This window comes from Streptomyces yatensis, assembly GCF_018069625.1.
Taxonomy (GTDB): Bacteria; Actinomycetota; Actinomycetes; order Streptomycetales; family Streptomycetaceae; genus Streptomyces; species Streptomyces yatensis.
On record NZ_CP072941.1, the window covers coordinates 1416180 to 1435552 of the forward strand.

Genomic DNA, 19373 nt, shown 5'->3' on the forward strand with positions numbered 1-19373 from the left:
ATCCGGGATACCCATCACGCATGAGACGCATCAGTGACTTCGACCGCCGGCTGTTCGCGCGGGTCGCGGACAGCCGGCTCCGCGGCGCCCATCCGCTGCTGCCCCGGCTCAGCCGGGCCGCCGACCACGGCAGGCTGTGGTTCGGCACCGCCGGGGTGCTGGCCACGGTCGGCGGCCGCACCGCGCGACGGGCCGCGCTGCGCGGGATCGGCTCGCTCGCCGCCGCCTCGCTCGTGTCGAACGTCGTGGTCAAGTGGACGGTGGCGCGCAAGCGTCCGGTCACGGACACCGTACCCCTGGTCCGCCAGCTGCGCCGGCAGCCGTGGACCAGCTCCTTCCCCTCCGGACACTCGGCCTCCGCCGCCGCCTTCGCCACCGGAGTCGCCCTGGAGTCCTCGCGGTACGGCCTGATGGTCGCGCCGCTCGCCGCCGCCGTCGCCGCCTCCCGGGTGTACGTGGGCGTCCACTACCCCAGCGATGTGCTGGCCGGTATCGCCCTCGGCGTCGGCGCCGCCGCGCTGACCTGCCGCTACTGGCCGCCGCGCCCCGAGGTCCCGGCCCAGGCCCGGCCGCGGATCTCGGCGCCCGCCCTGCCCAAGGGCGAGGGGCTGGTGGTCCTGGTCAACCAGCGGGCCGGGGTGGCCACCCCCACCGGCGGTTTCACGGTCGCCGAGCAGCTGCAGGTCCTGCTGCCCGCCGCGGAGATCCTGGAGTGCGGGCCCGACGACGACTTCATGGACCTGCTCCGGCAGGCCGCCCGGCGCGCCGCCGACCGGGCCGGGGCGCTGGGCATCTGCGGCGGGGACGGCAGCGTCAACGCGGCCGCCACCGTCGCGGCCGAACGCGGGCTGCCGCTCGCCGTGTTCCCCGGCGGCACCCTCGACCACTTCGCGCTGGACCTCGGCGTACCGGCCTTCGAGGACACCGCGCACGCCGTGACCGAGGGCGATGCCGTGGCCGTGGACCTCGGCCGCGCCACCCCCCTCGCGGGAGGCGGCGAGACCAGCCAGTTCGTCAACACCTTCAGCATCGGCTTCTACCCGGAGCTGGTGCGGATCCGGGAGAGCATGGAGGGCCGGCTCGGCAAGTGGCCCGCTGCCGCCGTCGCGCTCACCCGGGTGCTGCGCACCGCGAGCCCCATGGAGGTCGAGGTCAACGGGCGGCCGCGGCGGCTGTGGATGCTGTTCGCCGGCAACGGCGTCTACTCCCCCGAGGGGTTCGCCCCCACCTACCGTCAGCAGCTCGACGACGGGCTGCTCGATGTGCGGGCGATCGACGGCGAGGAGCGGCTGGCCCGCACCCGGCTGCTGATCTCGGCGCTCACCGGCACGCTCGGGCGGTCCCACGTCTATACGACGCGGCGCATGCGCCAACTGCGGCTGTCGGGCCTCCACGCCGTGGACAGCCGGGCCTACGATGGAGAGGTGGCCGACGATCCCGCGGAGGAGCTGCTGATCGACAAGTGGCCGAGGGCGCTCACCGTCTACCGCCCCGCCGAGCCGCAGAACGAACTGCTCCAACGGGCCCGTACGGCCGCCGCGAAGGCCCCCCATTGGTGGAGGTCTCTACTACGCAAGTAGTACTCGGAAATCTGTGCTCAAGGACGACGACGGGAGCGGCCCCCACCGTCAAGGATGAGGGCATGGACGACGACCGATCGGCCCAGGGGGCCGCGACGTGACCTCCCTTGCGCTGTCTGTGCTGCTGGCCCTGGTCTCGGCGGTCTGCTACGCCGCCGGAGCCATACTCCAGGAGCATGTCGCGGCCACGACGCCGCGGCTCGCGGCCGCCCCTCTGCGGCGCGGGAGTTGGTGGGCCGCGGTGACCCTCAACGGTGCGGGCGCGGTCCTCCATGTGATCGCCCTGGCCTACGGCCCGCTGAGCGTGGTGCAACCCCTAGGGGCTCTGACGATCGTCTTCGCCCTGCCGATGGCGGCGATATTCGTCCGCCGCCGGGTCGGCGCGTCCGGCTGGCGGGGCGCGCTGCTGGCGACCGTGGGGCTCGCCGGTCTGCTCTCGCTGACCGGCACCTCGCGGGCCCAGGCGCTGGCCGAGCAGGAGGGCGTCTGGCTGGTCGTGATCACGGTCTCCGCCATCGCCGTACTGGCCGGGGCGGCTCGTCTGATGCGATCGCCCGTCATCCGCAGTGTGCTGCTGGCGGCGGCCGCGGGGACGGCCTTCGGCGTCTCGTCGGTGGTCACCAAGAACGTGGCCGTGGAGTGGACCTGGGACGCGTGGCAGGACGCCCTGCCCGGCCTGGTCACGATCGGGCTGCTGGCCTCGGGCGGGGTGCTGCTCTCCCAGGCGTCGTACCGGGGCGCCGGGCTGGCCTCGCCGCTGGCGACGGCGACCGTGGTCAACCCGGTGGTCGCCACCGCCGTCGGCATCGCCGCGCTCGGCGAGAACTTCCGGCACGGCACGCCCGGCACCCTGCTGGCCCTGGTCGCGGCCCTCGTCGCGAGCACCGGCCTGGTGATGCTGACGGTGCACAACGCCGAGGCGGAGACCGAAGCCGAGGCCGCGACCGAAGCGGCCGCCGAGGAGGCCCCGGCCGTCCCGGTCGCGGCCGCCGAGGGCCCGGGCGCGCCCGGGCACGGCGGCGGGGGCGGCGGGCCGGAGGTTCCGCAGGGGCCCATCGGATCCGGCCCGCACGAGGTGCCGGACGTCCCCGGCGGGCCCGCCGAGCCCGGTACCCCGCTCCTCCTCCCCCAGCCGATCCCCCGCCAGCCCACCGGCGAGAGCGACCCCGGCCCGCGCCTGCCCGAATGCGGCGAGGCCGTACTGCAGCACCACGCCTAGGCGGCGCCACGCCCGGGCGGCACCTCGCCTGGGCAACGGCATCTCGCCTGGGTGGCGGCACCTCGCCTAGACGGCGCCGGGCCCTTCCGCGCCGAGCAGTTCCACCAGCCCCGAGAGGCCCTCATGGCCATGGCCGTCGGCGACCCGGCGGGCCATGAGGTCGCCGATCGGGGCGATCAGTTCGGGGCTGATGCCCTGGTCCTCCGCGGAGCCGGTGAAGTTGACGAACGCGGCCGACTGCATGGCGAGGTTGGAGACCACCCCGGTGGCGTGGTCGCCGGAGTCGATCTGCTGCGCGAAGCCGTCCGCGGCCCCCGACATGGCGGTCAGCCAGCGGCCCAGCAGCGGGGCGGCATCGGCCGCCGCGACGCCGTCCGATCGCACCAGGGCGTAGGCGTGCAGCACGCCCGAGAACATGCCGTACATCGCGCTGAGCAGGGCGAGGTCGTACAGCGGGGCGCGGCCGGGGTCCTCGCCGAGATGGTGGCTCTCGCCGAAGAGGTCCAGCACGGCCCGGTGGTCCGCGAAGACGGCCGGTGAGCCGCTGTAGAGGAGGAAGGCGGCGGGCGTCCCGATCATCGGCGGGACGGCCATGATGCCGCCGTCGAGGTACTGGGCACCGTGTCCGGCCGCCCATGCGGCCAGGTCACGGGCCTGCCGCGGAGTGCCGTTGGTGAGGTTGACGACGGCCTTGCCGGACAGGGCGTCCCCGAGGGGCTCCAGCACCTGCCCTACCGAGTCGTAGTCCAGCAGGCAGACCACCACCAGGGGGCTCGCCGCGACGGCCTCGCCGGCCGTGGCGGCGGTCAGCGCGCCCTCGGCGGCGAGCGCCTCGGCCTTGGCGGCCGTACGGTTCCACACCGTCGTCCGGTGCCCGGCCTTCATCAGTGCGCGGGCCAGCGCGGTGCCCATGTCGCCGAGGCCCAGCACCGTCACGGGGGTTTCGCTCATCGAGGTTGCTCCAGTTGTTTCGATACCGCTGGGTTCGTAGGGGTCCGGCGCGCCGCTCACAGCCTCGTTCCCCGGCGGTAACGTGGGCAAGTACGCACTAAAGAGTGCGTACTTACCTTGAGGTCAGTGGGGGCGGGGCCATGCGAAGGCAGCCTTATGTCTGCGGTCTGGACGCGGCCGTGGACGTGATCGACGGCAAATGGAAAGTGCTGATCATCTGGGCGCTCAATCACCAGCGGTGCCGCTTCGGGGAATTGCGGCGGCTGGTTCCGGGGGTGAGCGAGAAGGTACTGGCGCAGCAGCTGAGGGAGTTGGAGGCGGACGGAATCGTCCACCGGGAGTCGTACGACGTGGTGCCGCCGAAGGTGGAGTATTCGCTGACCGAGCTGGGCGACGAGCTGAATACGGCACTGGGCCCGCTGGGCGCTTGGGGCAAGCGCCGGATGGCGGTGCTGGAGGAGGCGGGGCAGGGCTGACCTCCGGGGCGGCCGCACCGCCCGGGGCGGCCGCACCGCCCGGGGCGGCGGCCGCGCCCGTGAATCGGCGTCAACCGGCGCCGTCGCACGTATTTTCCAACCGGGCCTCCGCGGGGTAGGGGTGTGGAGATCACCCCGCTCACTTGGAGGCCCCGTGACCGACAGCGCTCCCCCCAGCCCAGCGCGCACACCCTGGCGAGCCGTCTTCGGCGGCTCGATCGGAAATCTCGTCGAGTGGTACGACTGGTTCGTCTACGCCAGTTTCGCCACCTACTTCGCCGGCGCCTTCTTCCCCAAGGGCAACGACACGGCACAGCTCCTCAACACCGCCGGGATCTTCGCGGTCGGCTTCTTCATGCGTCCCGTCGGCGGCTGGCTGCTGGGCCGGTTCGCCGACCGGCGCGGCCGTAAGGCGGCGCTCACCCTGACCGTGACGTTGATGTCGGCCAGCGCGCTGCTCATCGCCATCGCCCCGACGTACGACCAGGTCGGCTACTTCGGCGCGGCCGTGCTGCTGGTGGCGCGGCTGCTGCAGGGGCTGTCGGTGGGCGGTGAGTACGCGGCCAGTGCCACCTATCTCACCGAGGCGTCCCGGCCCGGCGGCCGCGGCTTCGTCTCCAGCTTCCAGTACGTGTCGATGACGATGGGCCAGCTGATCGGTCTGGGCCTCCAGATCCTGCTGCAGCACACCATGTCCGATGACGCGCTGCACTCCTACGGCTGGCGCATTCCGTTCGTCGTCGGCGCCGTGGGCGCGGCGGTGGTCTTCTGGCTGCGGCGCAATCTGCTGGAGACCGAGGTCTACACCGAGGAGGACGCCCACCAGGACGAACGGGGGACGATCGCCGAGCTGCTGCGCCACCGCAAAGAGGCGGCGCTCGTCATCGCGCTGACCATGGGCGGCACGGTCGCGTACTACACGTACACCACCTATCTCACCAAGTACCTGTCGAACACGGCCGGTCTGAGCAAGTCGGACGCGTCGCTGGTGAGCTTCTGTGCCCTGTTCCTGTTCATGCTGTTGCAGCCGCTGGCCGGATCGCTCTCGGACCGGATCGGGCGCCGTCCGCTGCTGATCACCTTCGGCTTCGGCTCGATGCTCGGCACCGTCCCCATCATGACCGCGCTGTCGCACACCGACACCTTCACGGGGGCGCTGCTGCTCTCGCTCGCGGCGCTGGTCATCGTGACCGGCTACACCTCGATCAACGCCGTGGTGAAGGCGGAGCTGTTCCCCACCCATGTCCGGGCGCTCGGGGTGGCCCTGCCGTACGCGCTGGCGAACGCGCTGTTCGGCGGCACCGCGGAGTATGTGGCGCTGTGGTTCAAGAAGGGCGGTGCGGAGTCCGGGTACTACTGGTACGTCTCGGCGTGTGCGGCCGTCTCGCTCATCGTCTACCTCACCATGCGGGAGACCCGCGACGCCGCCCTCTCCCGGGACCGCGCGGACGGCCCGGCCGCCCCGGGGAAGCAGCGGACGACCGCGGTGTGACGACGCCGAGGGGCCGGGCCCGGCGTCAGTGGCCGGCGGTCACGCTCATCTGAGCCCAGACCACCCGTCCGCCGTTCACGCCCGGCCGGTCCCCCCACGCGTCCGCCAGGGCGCGGACCAGCGCGAGTCCGCGTCCGCACTCGTCCTCCAGACCGGCCTCCCTCGGCGTGGGGACGGCCGGTCCGCCGCCCTGGTCGGCGACCTCGATATAGAGCATGTGCCGCTCATGGGCGCGCAGCACACAGAGGATGTGCTCGCTTCCGGTGTGCACCAGGGCGTTGGTGAACAGCTCGGACATCACCAGCTCGGCGGACTCGCAGAGGTCCTCCTGAAAGCCCCACTCCAGTACGCGGGAGCGCACCCGGTGCCGGGCGACGGCGACCGAGGCGCCTCTGGCAGACAGCTGGAACCTCTCCTGACGGAGGGCGGAGTCAACGCTCCCGGAGTTCGGGTGGTGGGCCATCGTCGAGCGTTGACGCAATGCCACGGCCATGTGCCTTCCGTCCGTCTACCTGTGGGGGCGTGAATGCCGTACGTGAATGCCGCAAGTGCGCGACACAGCAGCCACGTTGGACTGGTCACACCCGTCACTATCGTTGCTGCAAGCACCAGTTGGCAAGGCGCGATCTGCAAAATGCAGAATAGCCAGCGCACTCTGTTGCCCCTCATCTCGCACGTGGCACACTGATCCTGACAAGACCGTCCCAGGAGGTACGACGTGGGTGAAGCGCGATCTGCCCCGACCGTCGGGCAGATGGTCCTCGGCATGAGGCTGCGGGACCTTCGCGAGAAAGCCGGCGTCAGCTACGACCAGGCTGCCAGGGCGCTGCACGTCAACCAGACCACGGTGCGCAGGATGGAGAAGGCCGAGGTCGGCCTGAAACTCCCCTACGTCGAGAAGCTGCTGCAGACCTATGGCGCCGAACAGGAAGAGATCGACTCCTTCCTCGCGCTCGCCGAGGAGGCCAACAGACCGGGCTGGTGGCACCGGTTCCGCGATGTGCTGCCGGACTGGTTCAGTCTCTATGTGAGCCTCGAGGGCGTGGCGAGCCGCATCCGCGCCTATGAGCCGCATTTCGTCCCCGGACTCCTGCAGACCGAGGAGTACGCCCGCACGCTGCTCTCCATCGGCTTCCCGCACGGGTCCCGCCAGGAGCTCGACCGCCGGGTGGCGCTGCGGATGGAGCGCCAGGAGCTGCTCAGCCGCCCGGACGGACCGCATCTGTGGGTGGTGATGGACGAGACGGTGCTCCGGCTGTCCATCGGGGGTCCCCAGGTGATGCGCGCCCAGATCGACCACCTGATCGAGGCGGTACAGAAGCCCAACATCACCCTCCAGGTGGTGCCGTTCTCCGCCGGCCCGCACCCGGGCATGGGCGGACCCTTCCAGCTCTTCCGGTTCCAGATCCCGGAACTGCCGGACATCGTCTACGCCGAGGGCCTGACCGGCGCCGGCTATCTCGACCAACGTTCCGATGTGGCCGCCTATTTGGAGGCCCTGGACCGCATGGGCACCCAGGCCACACCGGCGCGGCGCACGGAGAGTTTCCTCCGTGGGATTCGCAAGGAGCTCTGACTGTGGATCAGGTACACGTGTACAACGGCATGCCGGCCAAACACCTGGGGACCGAGGGCTGGGCCAAGCCGTGGAGCGGTCCCAACGGCGGTGCCTGCGTGGAGGCGCTGAGGCTGCACGACGGGCGGATCGCCCTGCGTCAGTCGACCGATCCCGACGGCCCTGCCCTGATCTACACCCACCATGAAATCGAGAGGTTCATCCAAGGTGCCAAGGCCGGCGCCGCGGATTTCCTGCTCACACGCCCAGACCCCAACCTGACCTCCTCGGCGGGTACCGGACCGGAACGGAGGGCCGCGTGACCGACTACGGGCTCGCCCCTGACCAGATCGACACCACCAAGCCGCACCCGGCTCGGATGTACGACTTCTACCTCAACGGCAAGGACCACTACGAGGTCGACGCCGAGGCCGCCGGGCGGGTGCTGGAGGTCTATCCCACCGTCCGGCTCAACGCCACCGTCAACCGGGCCTTCATCCACCGCGCCACCCGCTGGCTGGCCCGGGAGGCCGGGATACGGCAGTTCCTCGACATAGGCACCGGCATACCCACCGAGCCCAACCTCCACCAGGTCGCCCAGGGCGTCGCCCCCGAGGCCCGGGTGGTCTACACCGACTACGACCCCATCGTGCTGGCCTACGCCCAAGCGCTGCTCATCGGCACCCCCGAGGGCCGTACGTCCTATGTGCAGGCGGATGTGCGCGATCCCCAGCGGATCATGAGCGCCCCCGAGCTGCATGAGACGCTGGACCTGGACCAGCCGGTGGCGATCTCCGTGAACGCGCTCTTCCACTTCATCCCGGAGGAGGACAAGCCGTACGAGATCATCCGCGAGCTGATGGCGCCCCTGGCCCCGGGCAGCTATCTGATGCTGACCCACTCCACCCATGACTTCTCGGCGGAGACCTGGCGGAACGTCATCCAGGTCTACAAGGAGAGCGGCATCTCCTTCACCACCCGCTCCCAGAGCGAGGTCGGGGCCTTCTTCGACGGTCTGGAGCTGGTCGACCCGGGTGTGTCGGAGCCCCACCACTGGAACCCGGACCCCGAGGACAGCCCGGAGACCATCCGCAGCGCGGACATCAACATGTGGGCGGGAGTGGCCCGGAAGCCATAGGGCAAGCCACCGGGAGTGTTCGGCGGGACTTGGCGCCCGCGGCGGGCTGTTCCCCTCCCCGCCCCTTCCCGACACCTGACGAAATGCGGCTCCGCCGCGTGCGGGGCTCCGCCCCAGACCCCGGGGTTCACGGGCGGAGCCCCTGCCACGCGGCGGAGCCGCATAGCGATGCTGCGGGAAGGGGCGGGAAGGGGTAAGAATCCCCGGACGCCCCGTAGCGGCGGCGGCACGCATGGCCCGCGGGCTTCACGGCCCGGCATCTACGGCGCCTCGGCGCCCTCGCCGACCGTGAAGCCCAGTACCGCGCCCCCGCCCGGGCGCGGCCGGGCGAAGACGGTGCCGCCGTGTGCGAGGGCGACCTCGCGCACGATGGCCAGGCCCAGCCCCGAACCGGGCAGGCTGCGCGCGCCGGGCGCGCGGTAGAAGCGGTCGAAGACGCGCTCGCGGTCCTCCTCGGCGATGCCGGGGCCCCGGTCCAGGACCTCCACCCGGCGGCCGGTGATCATCACCTCGACCGGCTCGGTGCCGTCCCGGTCGAACTTGGCGGCGTTCTCCACCAGATTGGAGATCGCGCGCTGCAGGGTGGCCGGGCGGCCGGTCAGCCGGGTGTCGCCCTCGGCCCGTACGGTGATCTCCCGGCCGGTCCGGCGCCGGGCGAGGGTCGCGGCGGTGGTGGCCACCTCCGCCAGCGAGACCTCCGTAAGGGGTTCGTCGTCCCGCTGCCCGGCCGCCAGCTCCACCAGCTCATTGACCAGGTCGGTCAGCTCCCGGGTCTCCCCCGCCAGATCGGCCAGCAGATCCTCGCGCGCGGGCCCCGGCAGCTCCTCGAAGCGGCGCAGCAGGGAGATATTGGTGCGCAGCGAGGTGAGCGGGGTGCGCAGCTCGTGCCCGGCGTCCTCGACCAGCCGCCGCTGGTCGTCCTTGGAGCGCGCGAGCTGTCCGAGCATGCCGTCGAAGGCCCGTCCGAGGCGGCCCACCTCGTCGTCCCCGGCCACCGGCACCGCCACCTGCATCCGGCCGGTCGCGGCCACGCTCTCGGCGACCCGGGTCAGCCGCACCAGCCGCCGGGTGATCCGTCCGGCCAGCCACCAGCCGGCCAGTCCGGCGGCCAGGATGACGGCGACCACGAACAGCGCGGTGCGCTTCTGGAGTTCCCGCAGCAGATCCTCGGTGTCGCTGATCTGCTGGGCCACCTGGACCGCGCCGGTGCCGTCGCCCACGGCCACCGTGGCCATGCGGTACTGCTCTCCGCCGATGCCGATCTCGCGCCGGACGACGGTGCCCGGTGTGCGGGAGGCGGCGGTGATCCGGTCGTCGCCGGTCACCGGCAGCGGGGGCTTGCCCGCGTCGTAGACCGTGCCGCTGCCGTTGATCACCTGGACGTCCATCCGGCTGATCCGGCGCAGATCGTCCCGCAGGCCGTAGGGGACGGGCACGGTGGACTCGGTGGGGTACTGCCGCAGGATCACCTTCTCGGTGCGGACCTCGCCGCGCAGATCGCGGATCACATCGTCGAACGCCGTCTGCTGGTCGACCCGCACCAGCCCGGCCGCCGCGTCGTAGCTGAGGCCGCCGACCAGGAGGGTGACCACGGAGGCCGCCGCCGCGAACGAGAGCGCGAAGGTGGTCCGCAGACTGGGCCGCCCACGGCGGAGCGGGGGAAGCCGCACCATTACTCCTCCCGCAGGGTGTAACCGACTCCGCGCACCGTATGGATCAGCGGGGTGCGCCCCTCCGGATCGACCTTGCGGCGCAGATAGCCGATGTAGACGGCGAGGTTCTTCGAGCCGGGGCCGAAGTCGTAGCCCCAGATGCGGGCGTAGATGGTGGTGTGGTCCAGGACGATGCCCGCGTTGCGCGCCAGCAGCTCCAGCAGGTCGAATTCGGTGCGGGTCAGCTCCAGCTCCGTACCGCCGCGCCAGACCCGGCGCGCCGAGGAGTCCAGGTGCAGATCCGCGACCTCCAGCACGCCGTCGATGGCGGCGTCCTCCGGCGCGGGCGGTTCGGCCGGGGCGGCGCGGCGCAGCAGCGCGCGCAGCCGGGCGAAGACCTCCTCGACCTCGAAGGGCTTGGCCACGTAGTCGTCCGCCCCGGCGTCCAGGCCCTCGATCCGGTCGGCGGTCTCGACCCGCGCGGTGAGCATCAGGATGGGGGTGCGGTCCCCCTCGGCGCGCAGCACCCGGCACACCTGCAGCCCGTCCACGCCGGGCATCATCACGTCCAGGACGACCACGTCCGGGCGCTCCCGGTGGATGGCCGCCAGCGCCTCTATCCCGTCGGGTACGGCGGTGACGCGGTACCCCTCCAGGGTCAGGGCGCGTTCCAGCGCCTGGCGGATGGCACGGTCGTCCTCGGCGAGCAGCACGGTGTTGGTCACACCCCGAGTCTGCCAAGGCCACAGCGGTGCCCGCCCCGGCCGGGGGTCCTGAGCGGGGCTTCTTACCCCGCTCTCACCTTCTTCACGCGACGGGCTTACCGGGCCCGGAGAAGGTGTCCGTCACGTTCCGGGGGGAACTCGCCCCGGGGATGCAACCGGCCGGAGAAAATACCGCATGAAGATCGCATTCCTGCTGCACAACGCCTACGGGATCGGCGGAACGATCCGGACGACGATGAATCTCGCGACGGCGCTCGCCGACCGCCACGAGGTGGAGATCGTCTCGATGATGCGGCATCGCGAGACGCCGCGTTTCGCCCTCGACCCCCGGGTGCGGCTGGTCCCCCTGGTGGACACGCGTCCGGAGAGCACGGACGCCAATGACCCGCTGTTCTTCGAGGCCAGCCGGGACTTCCCGGCCGCCGAGAAGCGGTACCGCCAGTACAACCGCCTGATCGACACGCGGGCCGCGGAGTATCTGCGCGGCTGCCCCGCCGATGTGATCATCGGCACTCGGCCGGGGGTGAACGTCTACGTATCCCGCTTCGCCCCGCGCCGGGCGCTGCGCATCGCCCAGGAGCATCTGCGGTACGACGCGCACAGCAAGAAGCTGCGACGGGAGCTGGCTCCGCACTACCGGCTGCTGGACGCCATCGTCACCACGACCGAGGCGGACGCCGCGGTCTACCGCGAGAAGATGCCGTTGCCGGGAGTGCGGACCCTGGCGATACCCAACAGCGTCCCCGAACCGGCCGTCGCCCCCTCCGAGGGCACCACACCGGTGATCGCGGCGGCCGGGCGGCTGGTCCGCGGCAAGCGCTTCGACCTGCTCATCGACGCCTTCGCGGAGGTCACGGCCAAGTTCCCGGCCTGGCGGCTGCGGATCTACGGCGGGGGCGCGGAGAAGGAGCGGCTCGCGGAGCGCATCGAGCGGCTGGGCCTGTCCGGGAGCGCGGAGCTGATGGGGTCCTACTCCCCCATCGAGGAGGAGTTCGCGAAGGCGTCGCTGGTCGCGGTCGCCTCGGATGCCGAGTCGTTCGGGATGACGATCGTGGAGGCCATGCGCTGCGGGGTGCCGGTGGTCAGCACCGACTGCCCGCTCGGCCCCGCCGAGATCATCGAGGACGGGGTCACCGGACGGCTCGTCCCCACCGGGGACAAGGAGGCGCTGGCGAGCGCGCTGATGGAGCTGATGGCCGACGCCCCGGCCCGGCAGGCGATGGCCGCGGCCGCCCTGGAGAGCTCCCGCGCCTACGATCCCGAGCCGCTCGCGCACCGCTACGACGAGCTCTTCGCGGAGCTGCGCGCGAGCCGGTTCGCCCGCTTCTGGGAGCGCGGCCGGGTCGCCGCCCGCGCCCGCCTGCGGCGCCTGGCCCGCCGCTTCGGCATCTCCCCCGCCCGCCGGACCCCGGCGGGCGGAAAGGCGAGCGCCTGACGCCACGCCGGACCGCGCCGGGCGAGGCGTCACCGCTACGGCCGCGGAGCCGTCCGCGCTACCAGGACGTCGGGGCGTAGTCCTTCAGGAAGCAGCCGAAGAGGTCCTCGCCCGCCTCGCCCCGGACGATCGGGTCGTAGACCCGCGCCGCGCCGTCCACCAGGTCGAGGGGGGCATGGAAGCCCTCGGCCGCCAGCCGCATCTTGTCCGGGTGCGGGCGCTCGTCGGTGATCCATCCGGTGTCGACGCTCGTCATCAGGATGGCGTCGGCCTCGAACATCTCGCGGGCGCTGGTGCGGGTCAGCATGTTCAGCGCGGCCTTGGCCATATTGGTGTGCGGATGGCCCGCGCCCTTGTAGCCCCGGCCGAACTTGCCCTCCATCGCGGAGACGTTGACCACGTACTTGCGCCGGGCGGGCGAGGCGGCCATCGCCGGGCGCAGCCGGCTCACCAGGATGAACGGCGCCGTCTCATTGCACAGCTGGACCTCGAGCATCTCGACCGGGTCCACCTCGTTGACCCGCTGCACCCAGGTGTTGGTCGGGTCCAGGTCCGGCACCAGCCCGCCCGCGTCGATCGCGGTCCCGGCCTCGATCCGGGCCGGGGAGGCGGAGCCGCTGGTGAGGGCGAGGGCGGTGAGGTCCTGCGGGGTGAGGGCGCCGTCCTGTGGCGTACGGGGCGCCGGGAGGGCCGCCTGGGCGCCGCTGCCGAAGGCGCCGAGGACCAGGGACTCGGGGAGCTCCCCGGCGGGGAGCGGCGCCGACTCGCCCGCTATCAGCTCCGCGTACGCCTGGGGGGTGCGGCGGACGGTCTGGGCGGCGTTGTTGATCAGTATGTCCAGCGGCCCCGCGGCGCCGACCTCGTCGGCCAGCGCGATGACCTGGGCGGGGTCACGCAGATCGATGCCGACGACCTTGAGCCGGTGCAGCCACTCCCCGCTGTCGGGCATGGCCTTGAAGCGGCGGATGGCGTCGCCCGGGAAGCGGGTGGTGACGGTGGTGTGCGCGCCGTCGCGCAGCAGCCGCAGCGCGATATACATGCCGATCTTCGCCCGGCCGCCGGTGAGCAGGGCGCGGCGCCCGGTGAGGTCGGTGCGGGCGTCGCGGCGGGCCCGGTTCTCGGCGGCGCAGTCGCGGCACAGCTGGTGGTAGAAGGCGTCGACCTCGACGAACCGGGTCTTGCAGACGTAGCAGGAGCGGGGGCGCACCAGGATGCCCGCGATCTCGGTGGAGACGGAGCTGCTGAGCGCGCGGCCCAGCGTCTCGTCGTCGATCCGGTCGGCGGCGCCGGTGGCGGTGGCCTCGGTCACCGCCTTGTCGTGGGCGGTCTTCGCGGCCCGCCGCTCCTGGCGCCTGCGCTGCTTCACGCTGCGGTAGATCCCGGAGGTGGCCCGGCGGACCATGATCGCGTCGGGGTGGTCGACCGGCAGCCGGTCGAGTTCCGCGAGGACGCTCAGACAGGTCGCCAGCCGCTCCGGGTCGATGCCCGGCTCCTCGGCCGCCGCCCGTTCGGCCCGGCCTTCGTCTATCACCGTCATCGCCGCTGCCGCTTTCTGGTTCGCCTGTTCCCCTGGACAACGGCGAAACTTTACGGAAGCGGAGGCGTATGCGCCAAACCGCGCCCGGCTCACCCTCCTCCGGGCCTGCGGTACACATAGCCGCCGGTCCGCGCCGGGGCCCGCGCTCCGGCCGGCTCCCCGGCCTCCGTCAGCGCGCGGATCACGCCGTGGTCCGGGGCGAGCGCACAGGCCGGGTCGGTACGGGCGGCGTCGCCGGTCAGGGCGTACGCCTGGCAGCGGCAGCCGCCGAAGTCCTCCGCGCGGCGGGAGCAGGTGCGGCACGGCTCCCGCATCCACTCCTCGCCCCGGTAGCGGTTGAAGGCGGTGGAGTGGTCCCAGATCCACTCCAGGGTGTGGTCGCGCACATCGGGCGGGTCCAGGTCCGGCAGGCTCGCGGCGGCGGGGCAGGGCAGCGCGGTGCCGTCGGGTGCGACGGTCAGCGAGACCGCGCCCCAGCCGCCCATGCAGGGCTTGGCGACGCCGTCGAAGTAGTCGGGCACGACCCACACCAGGTCGACGGTGCCGCCCAGCCGCTGCCGCCGGCGCTCGACCGTCTCCCGCGCCCGGGCGAGCTGGTCGCGGGTGGGCAGCAGGGCGTCGCGGTTGCGCAGCGCCCAGCCGTAGAACTGGGTGTTGGCCAGCTCGATCCGGTCGGCGCCCCAGTCCAGCCCGCGCTGGATGACGGCGTCGAGCGCGTCGAGGTTGTCGCGGTGCAGGACGACATTGATCCCGAGGGGCAGACCGGCCCTGCGCACCAGGGCCGCGGCCCGCTCCTTGGCGGCGAAGGAGCGGTACCCGGCGATCCGGTCGGAGGCGGCCGGGTCGGCGTGCTGCAGGGACAGCTGGACGCTGCGCAGCCCGGCGGCGATCAGCTCGGCCAGCCGGGCCTCGTCCAGGCCCACCCCGCTGGTGACGAGCTGGGTGTAGATCCCGGCGGACTCGGCGGCGGTGACGATCTCGGCCAGATCGCGGCGCAACAGCGGTTCCCCGCCGGAGAGATGGGTGTGCACCACGCCGAACTCCCCGGCCTGGCGCATCACCTCCGTCCACTCGGCGGTGGACAGCTCCCGTGAGCGGCGGACCAGCTCCAGCGGGTTGGAGCAGTAGGGGCAGTGCAGCGGGCAGCCGTGGGTGAGCTCGGCGAGCAGGGCCCAGGGGCGGGGCGCGGCGGTCATCGGACCCAGCCCTCGATACGCATCCGGGCGAGGAAGGCGGGCACGTCCTCGGCCACGGGCGCGCCGGGGAAGCGGCTCATGAGCTCCGCGACGATGGCGTCGAGGTCGCGGTCGCCGTCGCACAGCCGCAGGATCCGGGCGGCGCTGCCCCGCAGCACCACCACCCGCTCGGGCAGCACCAGCAGATCGGCGTCACGCACCCGGTCGTGGCGCAGGCTCACGGCGGGGGTCAGCGCGGGCCGCCATCCGGGCGGGGCGGGCGGGATGTCCGGGGCGGGCGGGGCTTCCGGGGTGTCGGCGGTGGTCATGTCCCCTCCCCTGGGCCGTCCTTGGTGTCGGCGTGCTCGACCGCGTCCAGCAGCGACCACAGCACATCGCATTTGAAGGCGAGCGCCGCCACCGCGCGGTCCTCGTCCTCGGGGGTCCGTGCCCAGGTCAGGACCAGGTCGAGCGCCTCGGTGCTGTCCCGGCGCCCCTGGTCGACCCGGTTGCGGAAGTAGGCCAGGCCCGCGCGCTCGATCCAGGGGTAGTACCGCTCGAAGGCGTCGATACGGGTGAGCATGATGCCGGGCGCGGACAGCTCGGTGAGCGAGGCGGCGACGGCTTCCAGCGGGCCGCGCAGCCGGCAGAAGTTGACATAGCCGTCGACCGCCAGCCGCACCCCGGGCACCACCTCGGCGCCGGACAGCAGCCGGTCCCGGTCCAGGCCGGCGGCCTCGCCGAGCCGCAGCCATCGCTCGATGCCGCCCTCGCCGTCGGCGGCGCCGTCGTGGTCCTGGATGCGCCGCAGCCACATCCGGCGCAGCCGCGCGGTGTCGAGTTTGGCGGTGATCAGCGCGTCCTTGATGGGGATGTGGCGCTGGTAGTGGAAGCGGTTGAGGATCCAGCGGCGCAGTTCCGCGGGGGTGAGCTCGCCTGCGTGCATCCGTACATTGAAGGGGTGGCGGTCGTGGTAGCGCTCCTGCGCGACCGCGCGCAGCCGCTCCTCAAGACGTGTCCGTGGGGTGCTCACAGGTCGATCACCATCCCGTCGGCGGCCACCTCGACGCCCAGCTCCCGCAGCACCGTGTGCTGGGGCGCGGCCGGGTCGTTGAGGGGGTTGGTGTTGTTGAGGTGGGTGTACAGGGTGCGCGCGTCGAGTGCGGCGAGCCGCCGCGCCGTGCCGCCGGGTCCATCGATCGGCAGATGCCCCATGGCGGTGGCGGTACGCGAGCCGAAGCCGCTGGTGAGGGGCTCGTCATCGGACCAGAACGTGCCGTCGACGATGACGTGGTCGGCGCTTTCGGCGGCGCGCTGGAAGGCGTCGGGCCAGGCGGCGAGCGCGGGGGCGTAGAGGAGGGAGCGGCCGCTGGTGCGGTCGGTCAGCCGCAGGGCGACCACCCAGGCGTCGTCGTCGGGGGCGTCGGCGTCGTCGTCCCGGGCGTCGAGTCCGGCCGCGTAGCGGGGGCGCTTGGCGGAGACGGGGACGGCGCCGATGGCGAGCGGCGAGTCCTCGGCGAGCGGGCGGTCCCCGGGGTCGAGGGGGCGCCAGTCGAGCGGGGCGTAGGGGGTGAGGACCTCGCCCAGGTGGAGTCCGGTCAGCAGGGCGTGGCGCACCGGGGCGGTGGCCACGATCTCGATGCCGTCCGCCTCGCGCAGCCGCGCGATGCCGAGGGTGTGGTCGAGTTCGGCGTCGGTGAGGATCACTCCGGCCAGCGGGGTCCGGCGCGGTTCGGGCCCGGGGTGCAACTCGGGGCAGTCCTCGACCTGTTCGCCGAGGTCGGGGGTGGCGTTGACCAGATACCAGCGGCCTTCGGCGGCCTGGACGGCGAGCGAGGCATGGCGGCGGCGCCACCCCGGGTGGGCGCGTGCCCCGGAGCATCCGGGGCACGCGCAGTTCCACTGGGGTACGCCGCCACCCGCCGCGGTGCCGAGCACGCGCACGCGCATGGCGGGGAGCTCAGCGGGCGTTCAGCGAGTAGGCGGTGACCTCCAGCGCGGTCTCCACGACCACGTAGTCGGGCGTCTGCCAGGCGGTTTCCCCGGCGTCCGTACGGGTCCGGTCCGTCGCCTCGGGTGCCGTCTGCGGTGTGGTGTCGTTCATGGCTTCGACCTGCCTTCCAACTGGGTGGGGATGGGTCAACGGGACGGGACGGACCGTCAGTCGGGCCGTCGGTCGGCGGTCCGGATCCGCAGCGCCCCGCCGTCGGGGGTGGTGCCGTCGCCCGCGGTGGTCGATGGCGTCGTCGGGGACGGGGTCATGAGCCGCTGCCGGGGTAGGCCGTTCCGATGCGCACCTCGTCGAGCAGCAGCTTGCGGTAGTGCTTGGTGTCGGTGGCCGCCGCCCAGGTGCTGTTCACCGTGAGCCGGACATAGCGCTTGGTGGTGGCGGGGATGTCGATGAACGCCACTCCGCGGGCGCTGGGCAGCGTTCCGCTCGCCACCGGGCTGCCCCAGTCGCGGCCGTTGCCGGAGACCCGCACCTGGTAGTCGCGGATGCGGGCGGACTGCTCGGTGTCGGAGCGGGCGTAGGAGACCGACCACTCCCGCTGGTTCACCGCCAGATAGCGGAGGCTCTTGGCCGACCGCAGATCGAAGGTGACCGAGGCGGGCAGGGTGGTGGCGTTGTCCCAGTAGGTCTCCGGGTCGCCGTCGAGTACGGCGGAGGCGGGGTGGCCGCTCGCGGAGACACTGGCGCTCGCGGTGACCGAACTGGCCGGAACGACACCCTGGCGGCCGTCGGTGCGGACCGCGAGGACGGTGTCGTACGGATCCCAGCCGGTGATGCCGGAGATGGTGATCCTGCCGTCGCTCTGGCGGAAGTTCAGCTTCTTGCCGGTGCGGTAGTCGGTGACGCCGGTCGCCTTGTAGCCGTTGTCCCGCACGGTCAGCGTGGAGCCGGAGGGCCTGGTGAGGACGTGGATGAAGTGGCGGTCGGGGTCGGCCTCGCTCACCGTGGTCACCCCGTGGGCGCCGTCGTTCCAGGCGCCGGGCTGCAGGCCGCCGTAGGAGTAGCCGCCGCCCTCGGTGCCGCCCAGCGACCCCCAGATCTTGTCGAGATAGCTCTTGGCGTAGTCGTTGAAGGCTTCCTGCTTGCTCGGGAAGCGACCGTTCACCTGGGCGGTTTCGGCCATGAGCGATTTGACGGAGGATCCGGAGTTGCTGATCAGCCGGCCGAGGGTGAGTCCGTGGTCCACCGCCGAGTCGGTGCCGCTGTACCACCAGGCCCCGCTGCTGGGCAGCTTGAAGCAGGCTTCGGTGAGCCGGGGCTGCGGGGTCCAGATGGCCTGGGGATAGTCGTAGGCCGGGGTCATCCCGGTCTTCTGCTCATTGCTGACCGTGTCCATGATCGGCGTGTCTTCGTTGTTGTTGCTCAGCAGCCAGCCGGGACGGTCGGCACGGATCTTCTCGTAGAGCCCGTGGTCGATCCAGTAGTCGTTGTCGTTGTCGATCCAGAACCCGGACAGCTTCGGGTACTTCCGCATCACTTCCACGACGTTGTCGTACGAGTACTCGCCGAAGCCGTCGCGCGTGGTCAGGTCGACGTCATGGCCCTTGTAGGCCGAGTAGGCCGCCGAGTCGAGCCATTCATGGCCGCCCTCGGCATGCCACTGCGGGTCGTCGGTCATATAGAGCATGACCTTCAGCCCCTGGGCGTTCGCCGCCTCGATCAGCTCGCCGAGGAAGTCCCGCTTCGTGGAGCAGCTTCCGGGGACGGCGGACGGCCAGGCGCGAGCGTAGCCCAGACGGCTGTGGAAGGAGGCCAGCACCAGGTAGGAGGCGTGCAGCTTCTTGGCCTCGGCCACCCAGTAGTCGGCCTTCCAGCCGCCGTCGCTGACCGCCTTCTCCCAGGCGGAGCAGCTGGTGTAGCCGGGCGAGGTGCGCATGCCCCAGTGCAGGAAGAGGCCCGCCTGGGAGTCGCGCAGCCACTGCTGACGGGAGTTGACCACATCGGCCCGCGCGGGGGCGGGGCCGGTCAGGGCGAGGGTGGCGACAAGAGACAGCACGGCTGCCGGCCAGACGCCGAGGCGCCGGCGGGATCTGCGGCCCATGAGGGCTCCTTCTCGGGGGGCGTACGGTCATGTGCCGTTCTGTTGCAGCGTCACCGGCTGTTGGGGCTCGGTCAAGAAGCGTGCGTCAAAAATCCTCCGACCTCTCCGGCTGCACATTCCCCGTGCGTCACCAACAAACAAGCGGAATCCGCTGGTAGTTGGCCGCTTTCCGCCGACCTCCCCCCACGCCACCGCCCCTTGGTCCACACCATTCCTTGACTCATCGGGCCATACCTCCTACCTTCCGCGAAGCACTGTCCGCGTTCAGTGGAGCCGGCCATGCGGAGATCCACACGATCACGGGGTCTTCACTCCGGACCGTAGCCGACTACGGCTCACCTGTTGACGCGTTAGGAAGCCTTCCTTACAGTCCCCCCATGTGAACA

At 71.9% G+C, this 19373-nt stretch carries 19 protein-coding genes; 8 read left to right on the plus strand and 11 right to left on the minus strand.

The features are described from left to right. Positions 1-20 precede the first annotated feature (20 nt). On the plus strand, positions 21-1580 hold the full coding sequence (locus J8403_RS05050) for a bifunctional phosphatase PAP2/diacylglycerol kinase family protein (RefSeq protein WP_211122067.1): 1560 nt from the start codon (positions 21-23) through the stop codon (positions 1578-1580). 97 nt (positions 1581-1677) lie between these two features. Next, positions 1678-2799, plus strand: coding sequence for a DMT family transporter (locus J8403_RS05055; protein WP_211122068.1), 1122 nt, complete (start codon positions 1678-1680; stop codon positions 2797-2799). 66 nt (positions 2800-2865) lie between these two features. On the opposite strand, the gene J8403_RS05060 is transcribed toward J8403_RS05055, so the two are convergent. Then, positions 2866-3750, minus strand: a complete 885-nt coding sequence (locus J8403_RS05060) for an NAD(P)-dependent oxidoreductase (protein WP_211122069.1) — start codon at positions 3748-3750, stop codon at positions 2866-2868. Between the two features lie 140 nt (positions 3751-3890). On the opposite strand from J8403_RS05060, the gene J8403_RS05065 reads away from it, so the two are divergent. After that, positions 3891-4226: a winged helix-turn-helix transcriptional regulator gene (locus tag J8403_RS05065; protein ID WP_211122070.1), complete on the plus strand. Its 336-nt coding sequence runs from the start codon at positions 3891-3893 to the stop codon at positions 4224-4226. 154 nt (positions 4227-4380) lie between these two features. Continuing rightward, positions 4381-5718, plus strand: a complete 1338-nt coding sequence (locus tag J8403_RS05070; protein WP_211122071.1) for an MFS transporter — start codon at positions 4381-4383, stop codon at positions 5716-5718. A 25-nt stretch (positions 5719-5743) separates the two neighbouring features. Here the strand turns inward: J8403_RS05070 and J8403_RS05075 are convergent, their stop codons facing one another. Beyond that, positions 5744-6211, minus strand: a complete 468-nt coding sequence (locus J8403_RS05075) for an ATP-binding protein (protein WP_211122072.1) — start codon at positions 6209-6211, stop codon at positions 5744-5746. A 225-nt stretch (positions 6212-6436) separates the two neighbouring features. On the opposite strand from J8403_RS05075, the gene J8403_RS05080 reads away from it, so the two are divergent. The 3 genes from J8403_RS05080 to J8403_RS05090 are packed head-to-tail and all read left to right on the plus strand — an operon-like array spanning position 6437 to position 8411. Then, the gene (locus J8403_RS05080; protein WP_211122073.1) at positions 6437-7294 is read left to right on the plus strand and encodes a helix-turn-helix domain-containing protein; all 858 of its coding nucleotides are present in this window, start codon (positions 6437-6439) and stop codon (positions 7292-7294) included. Between the two features lie 29 nt (positions 7295-7323). After that, positions 7324-7596 carry a DUF397 domain-containing protein gene (locus J8403_RS05085; RefSeq protein WP_272933882.1) on the plus strand — a complete coding sequence of 91 codons (273 nt, stop codon included), beginning with the start codon at positions 7324-7326 and terminating at the stop codon, positions 7594-7596. Then, positions 7593-8411: an SAM-dependent methyltransferase gene (locus J8403_RS05090; protein ID WP_211122075.1), complete on the plus strand. Its 819-nt coding sequence runs from the start codon at positions 7593-7595 to the stop codon at positions 8409-8411. The genes J8403_RS05085 and J8403_RS05090 overlap by 4 nt, the downstream gene beginning before the upstream one ends. A 260-nt stretch (positions 8412-8671) precedes the next feature. Here J8403_RS05090 and J8403_RS05095 read toward each other — a convergent pair whose 3' ends face one another. Together J8403_RS05095 and J8403_RS05100 are read right to left on the minus strand one after the other, a co-directional pair. Then, the gene (locus J8403_RS05095; RefSeq protein ID WP_211122076.1) at positions 8672-10084 is read right to left on the minus strand and encodes a sensor histidine kinase; all 1413 of its coding nucleotides are present in this window, start codon (positions 10082-10084) and stop codon (positions 8672-8674) included. Further along, positions 10084-10788 (minus strand): response regulator transcription factor, encoded by a 705-nt coding sequence (locus J8403_RS05100; RefSeq protein ID WP_093467083.1) that lies wholly within the window; start codon positions 10786-10788, stop codon positions 10084-10086. Before J8403_RS05100 ends, J8403_RS05095 begins: the two co-directional genes overlap by 1 nt. Before the next feature lie 175 nt (positions 10789-10963). On the opposite strand from J8403_RS05100, the gene J8403_RS05105 reads away from it, so the two are divergent. Beyond that, on the plus strand, positions 10964-12223 hold the full coding sequence (locus tag J8403_RS05105) for a glycosyltransferase family 4 protein (RefSeq protein ID WP_211122077.1): 1260 nt from the start codon (positions 10964-10966) through the stop codon (positions 12221-12223). Between the two features lie 58 nt (positions 12224-12281). Here the strand turns inward: J8403_RS05105 and J8403_RS05110 are convergent, their stop codons facing one another. The 7 genes from J8403_RS05110 to J8403_RS05140 all read right to left on the minus strand — a co-directional run bounded on the left by J8403_RS05110 (position 12282) and on the right by J8403_RS05140 (position 18987). Beyond that, positions 12282-13760, minus strand: a complete 1479-nt coding sequence (locus tag J8403_RS05110) for an SDR family NAD(P)-dependent oxidoreductase (RefSeq protein WP_211122078.1) — start codon at positions 13758-13760, stop codon at positions 12282-12284. An 89-nt stretch (positions 13761-13849) separates the two neighbouring features. Next, positions 13850-14956 carry a pyrroloquinoline quinone biosynthesis protein PqqE gene (pqqE, locus tag J8403_RS05115; RefSeq protein ID WP_211122079.1) on the minus strand — a complete coding sequence of 369 codons (1107 nt, stop codon included), beginning with the start codon at positions 14954-14956 and terminating at the stop codon, positions 13850-13852. Beyond that, positions 14953-15264, minus strand: coding sequence for a pyrroloquinoline quinone biosynthesis peptide chaperone PqqD (pqqD, locus tag J8403_RS05120; RefSeq protein WP_246585695.1), 312 nt, complete (start codon positions 15262-15264; stop codon positions 14953-14955). The genes pqqE and pqqD overlap by 4 nt, the downstream gene beginning before the upstream one ends. Continuing rightward, a complete protein-coding gene (gene pqqC / locus J8403_RS05125) occupies positions 15261-15968 on the minus strand; it encodes a pyrroloquinoline-quinone synthase PqqC (RefSeq protein ID WP_211122081.1) in 708 nt (235 codons plus the stop codon). The genes pqqD and pqqC overlap by 4 nt, the downstream gene beginning before the upstream one ends. After that, complete coding sequence (gene pqqB, locus J8403_RS05130) at positions 15965-16885, minus strand: pyrroloquinoline quinone biosynthesis protein PqqB (protein WP_211122082.1); 921 nt, start codon at positions 16883-16885, stop codon at positions 15965-15967. Before pqqB ends, pqqC begins: the two co-directional genes overlap by 4 nt. Before the next feature lie 10 nt (positions 16886-16895). Then, positions 16896-17039 carry a pyrroloquinoline quinone precursor peptide PqqA gene (gene pqqA / locus J8403_RS05135; RefSeq protein WP_211122083.1) on the minus strand — a complete coding sequence of 48 codons (144 nt, stop codon included), beginning with the start codon at positions 17037-17039 and terminating at the stop codon, positions 16896-16898. 154 nt (positions 17040-17193) lie between these two features. Further along, positions 17194-18987, minus strand: a complete 1794-nt coding sequence (locus J8403_RS05140) for a discoidin domain-containing protein (RefSeq protein ID WP_211122084.1) — start codon at positions 18985-18987, stop codon at positions 17194-17196. Positions 18988-19373 lie beyond the last annotated feature (386 nt).

What these genes read in the sequence shown, in the direction of transcription:
- J8403_RS05140 (WP_211122084.1), bottom strand. Translation starts at nt 18,987, where the DNA reads ATGGGCCGCAGATCCCGCCGGCGCCTCGGCGTCTGGCCGGCAGCCGTG.
- J8403_RS05060 (WP_211122069.1), bottom strand. Translation starts at nt 3,750, where the DNA reads ATGAGCGAAACCCCCGTGACGGTGCTGGGCCTCGGCGACATGGGCACC.
- J8403_RS05105 (WP_211122077.1), top strand. Translation starts at nt 10,964, where the DNA reads ATGAAGATCGCATTCCTGCTGCACAACGCCTACGGGATCGGCGGAACG.
- J8403_RS05095 (WP_211122076.1), bottom strand. Translation starts at nt 10,084, where the DNA reads ATGGTGCGGCTTCCCCCGCTCCGCCGTGGGCGGCCCAGTCTGCGGACC.
- J8403_RS05085 (WP_272933882.1), top strand. Translation starts at nt 7,324, where the DNA reads ATGCCGGCCAAACACCTGGGGACCGAGGGCTGGGCCAAGCCGTGGAGC.
- J8403_RS05050 (WP_211122067.1), top strand. Translation starts at nt 21, where the DNA reads ATGAGACGCATCAGTGACTTCGACCGCCGGCTGTTCGCGCGGGTCGCG.
- J8403_RS05110 (WP_211122078.1), bottom strand. Translation starts at nt 13,760, where the DNA reads ATGACGGTGATAGACGAAGGCCGGGCCGAACGGGCGGCGGCCGAGGAG.
- J8403_RS05065 (WP_211122070.1), top strand. Translation starts at nt 3,891, where the DNA reads ATGCGAAGGCAGCCTTATGTCTGCGGTCTGGACGCGGCCGTGGACGTG.
- J8403_RS05075 (WP_211122072.1), bottom strand. Translation starts at nt 6,211, where the DNA reads ATGGCCGTGGCATTGCGTCAACGCTCGACGATGGCCCACCACCCGAAC.
- pqqA (WP_211122083.1), bottom strand. Translation starts at nt 17,039, where the DNA reads ATGAACGACACCACACCGCAGACGGCACCCGAGGCGACGGACCGGACC.
- pqqB (WP_211122082.1), bottom strand. Translation starts at nt 16,885, where the DNA reads ATGCGCGTGCGCGTGCTCGGCACCGCGGCGGGTGGCGGCGTACCCCAG.
- pqqE (WP_211122079.1), bottom strand. Translation starts at nt 14,956, where the DNA reads ATGACCGCCGCGCCCCGCCCCTGGGCCCTGCTCGCCGAGCTCACCCAC.
- pqqD (WP_246585695.1), bottom strand. Translation starts at nt 15,264, where the DNA reads ATGACCACCGCCGACACCCCGGAAGCCCCGCCCGCCCCGGACATCCCG.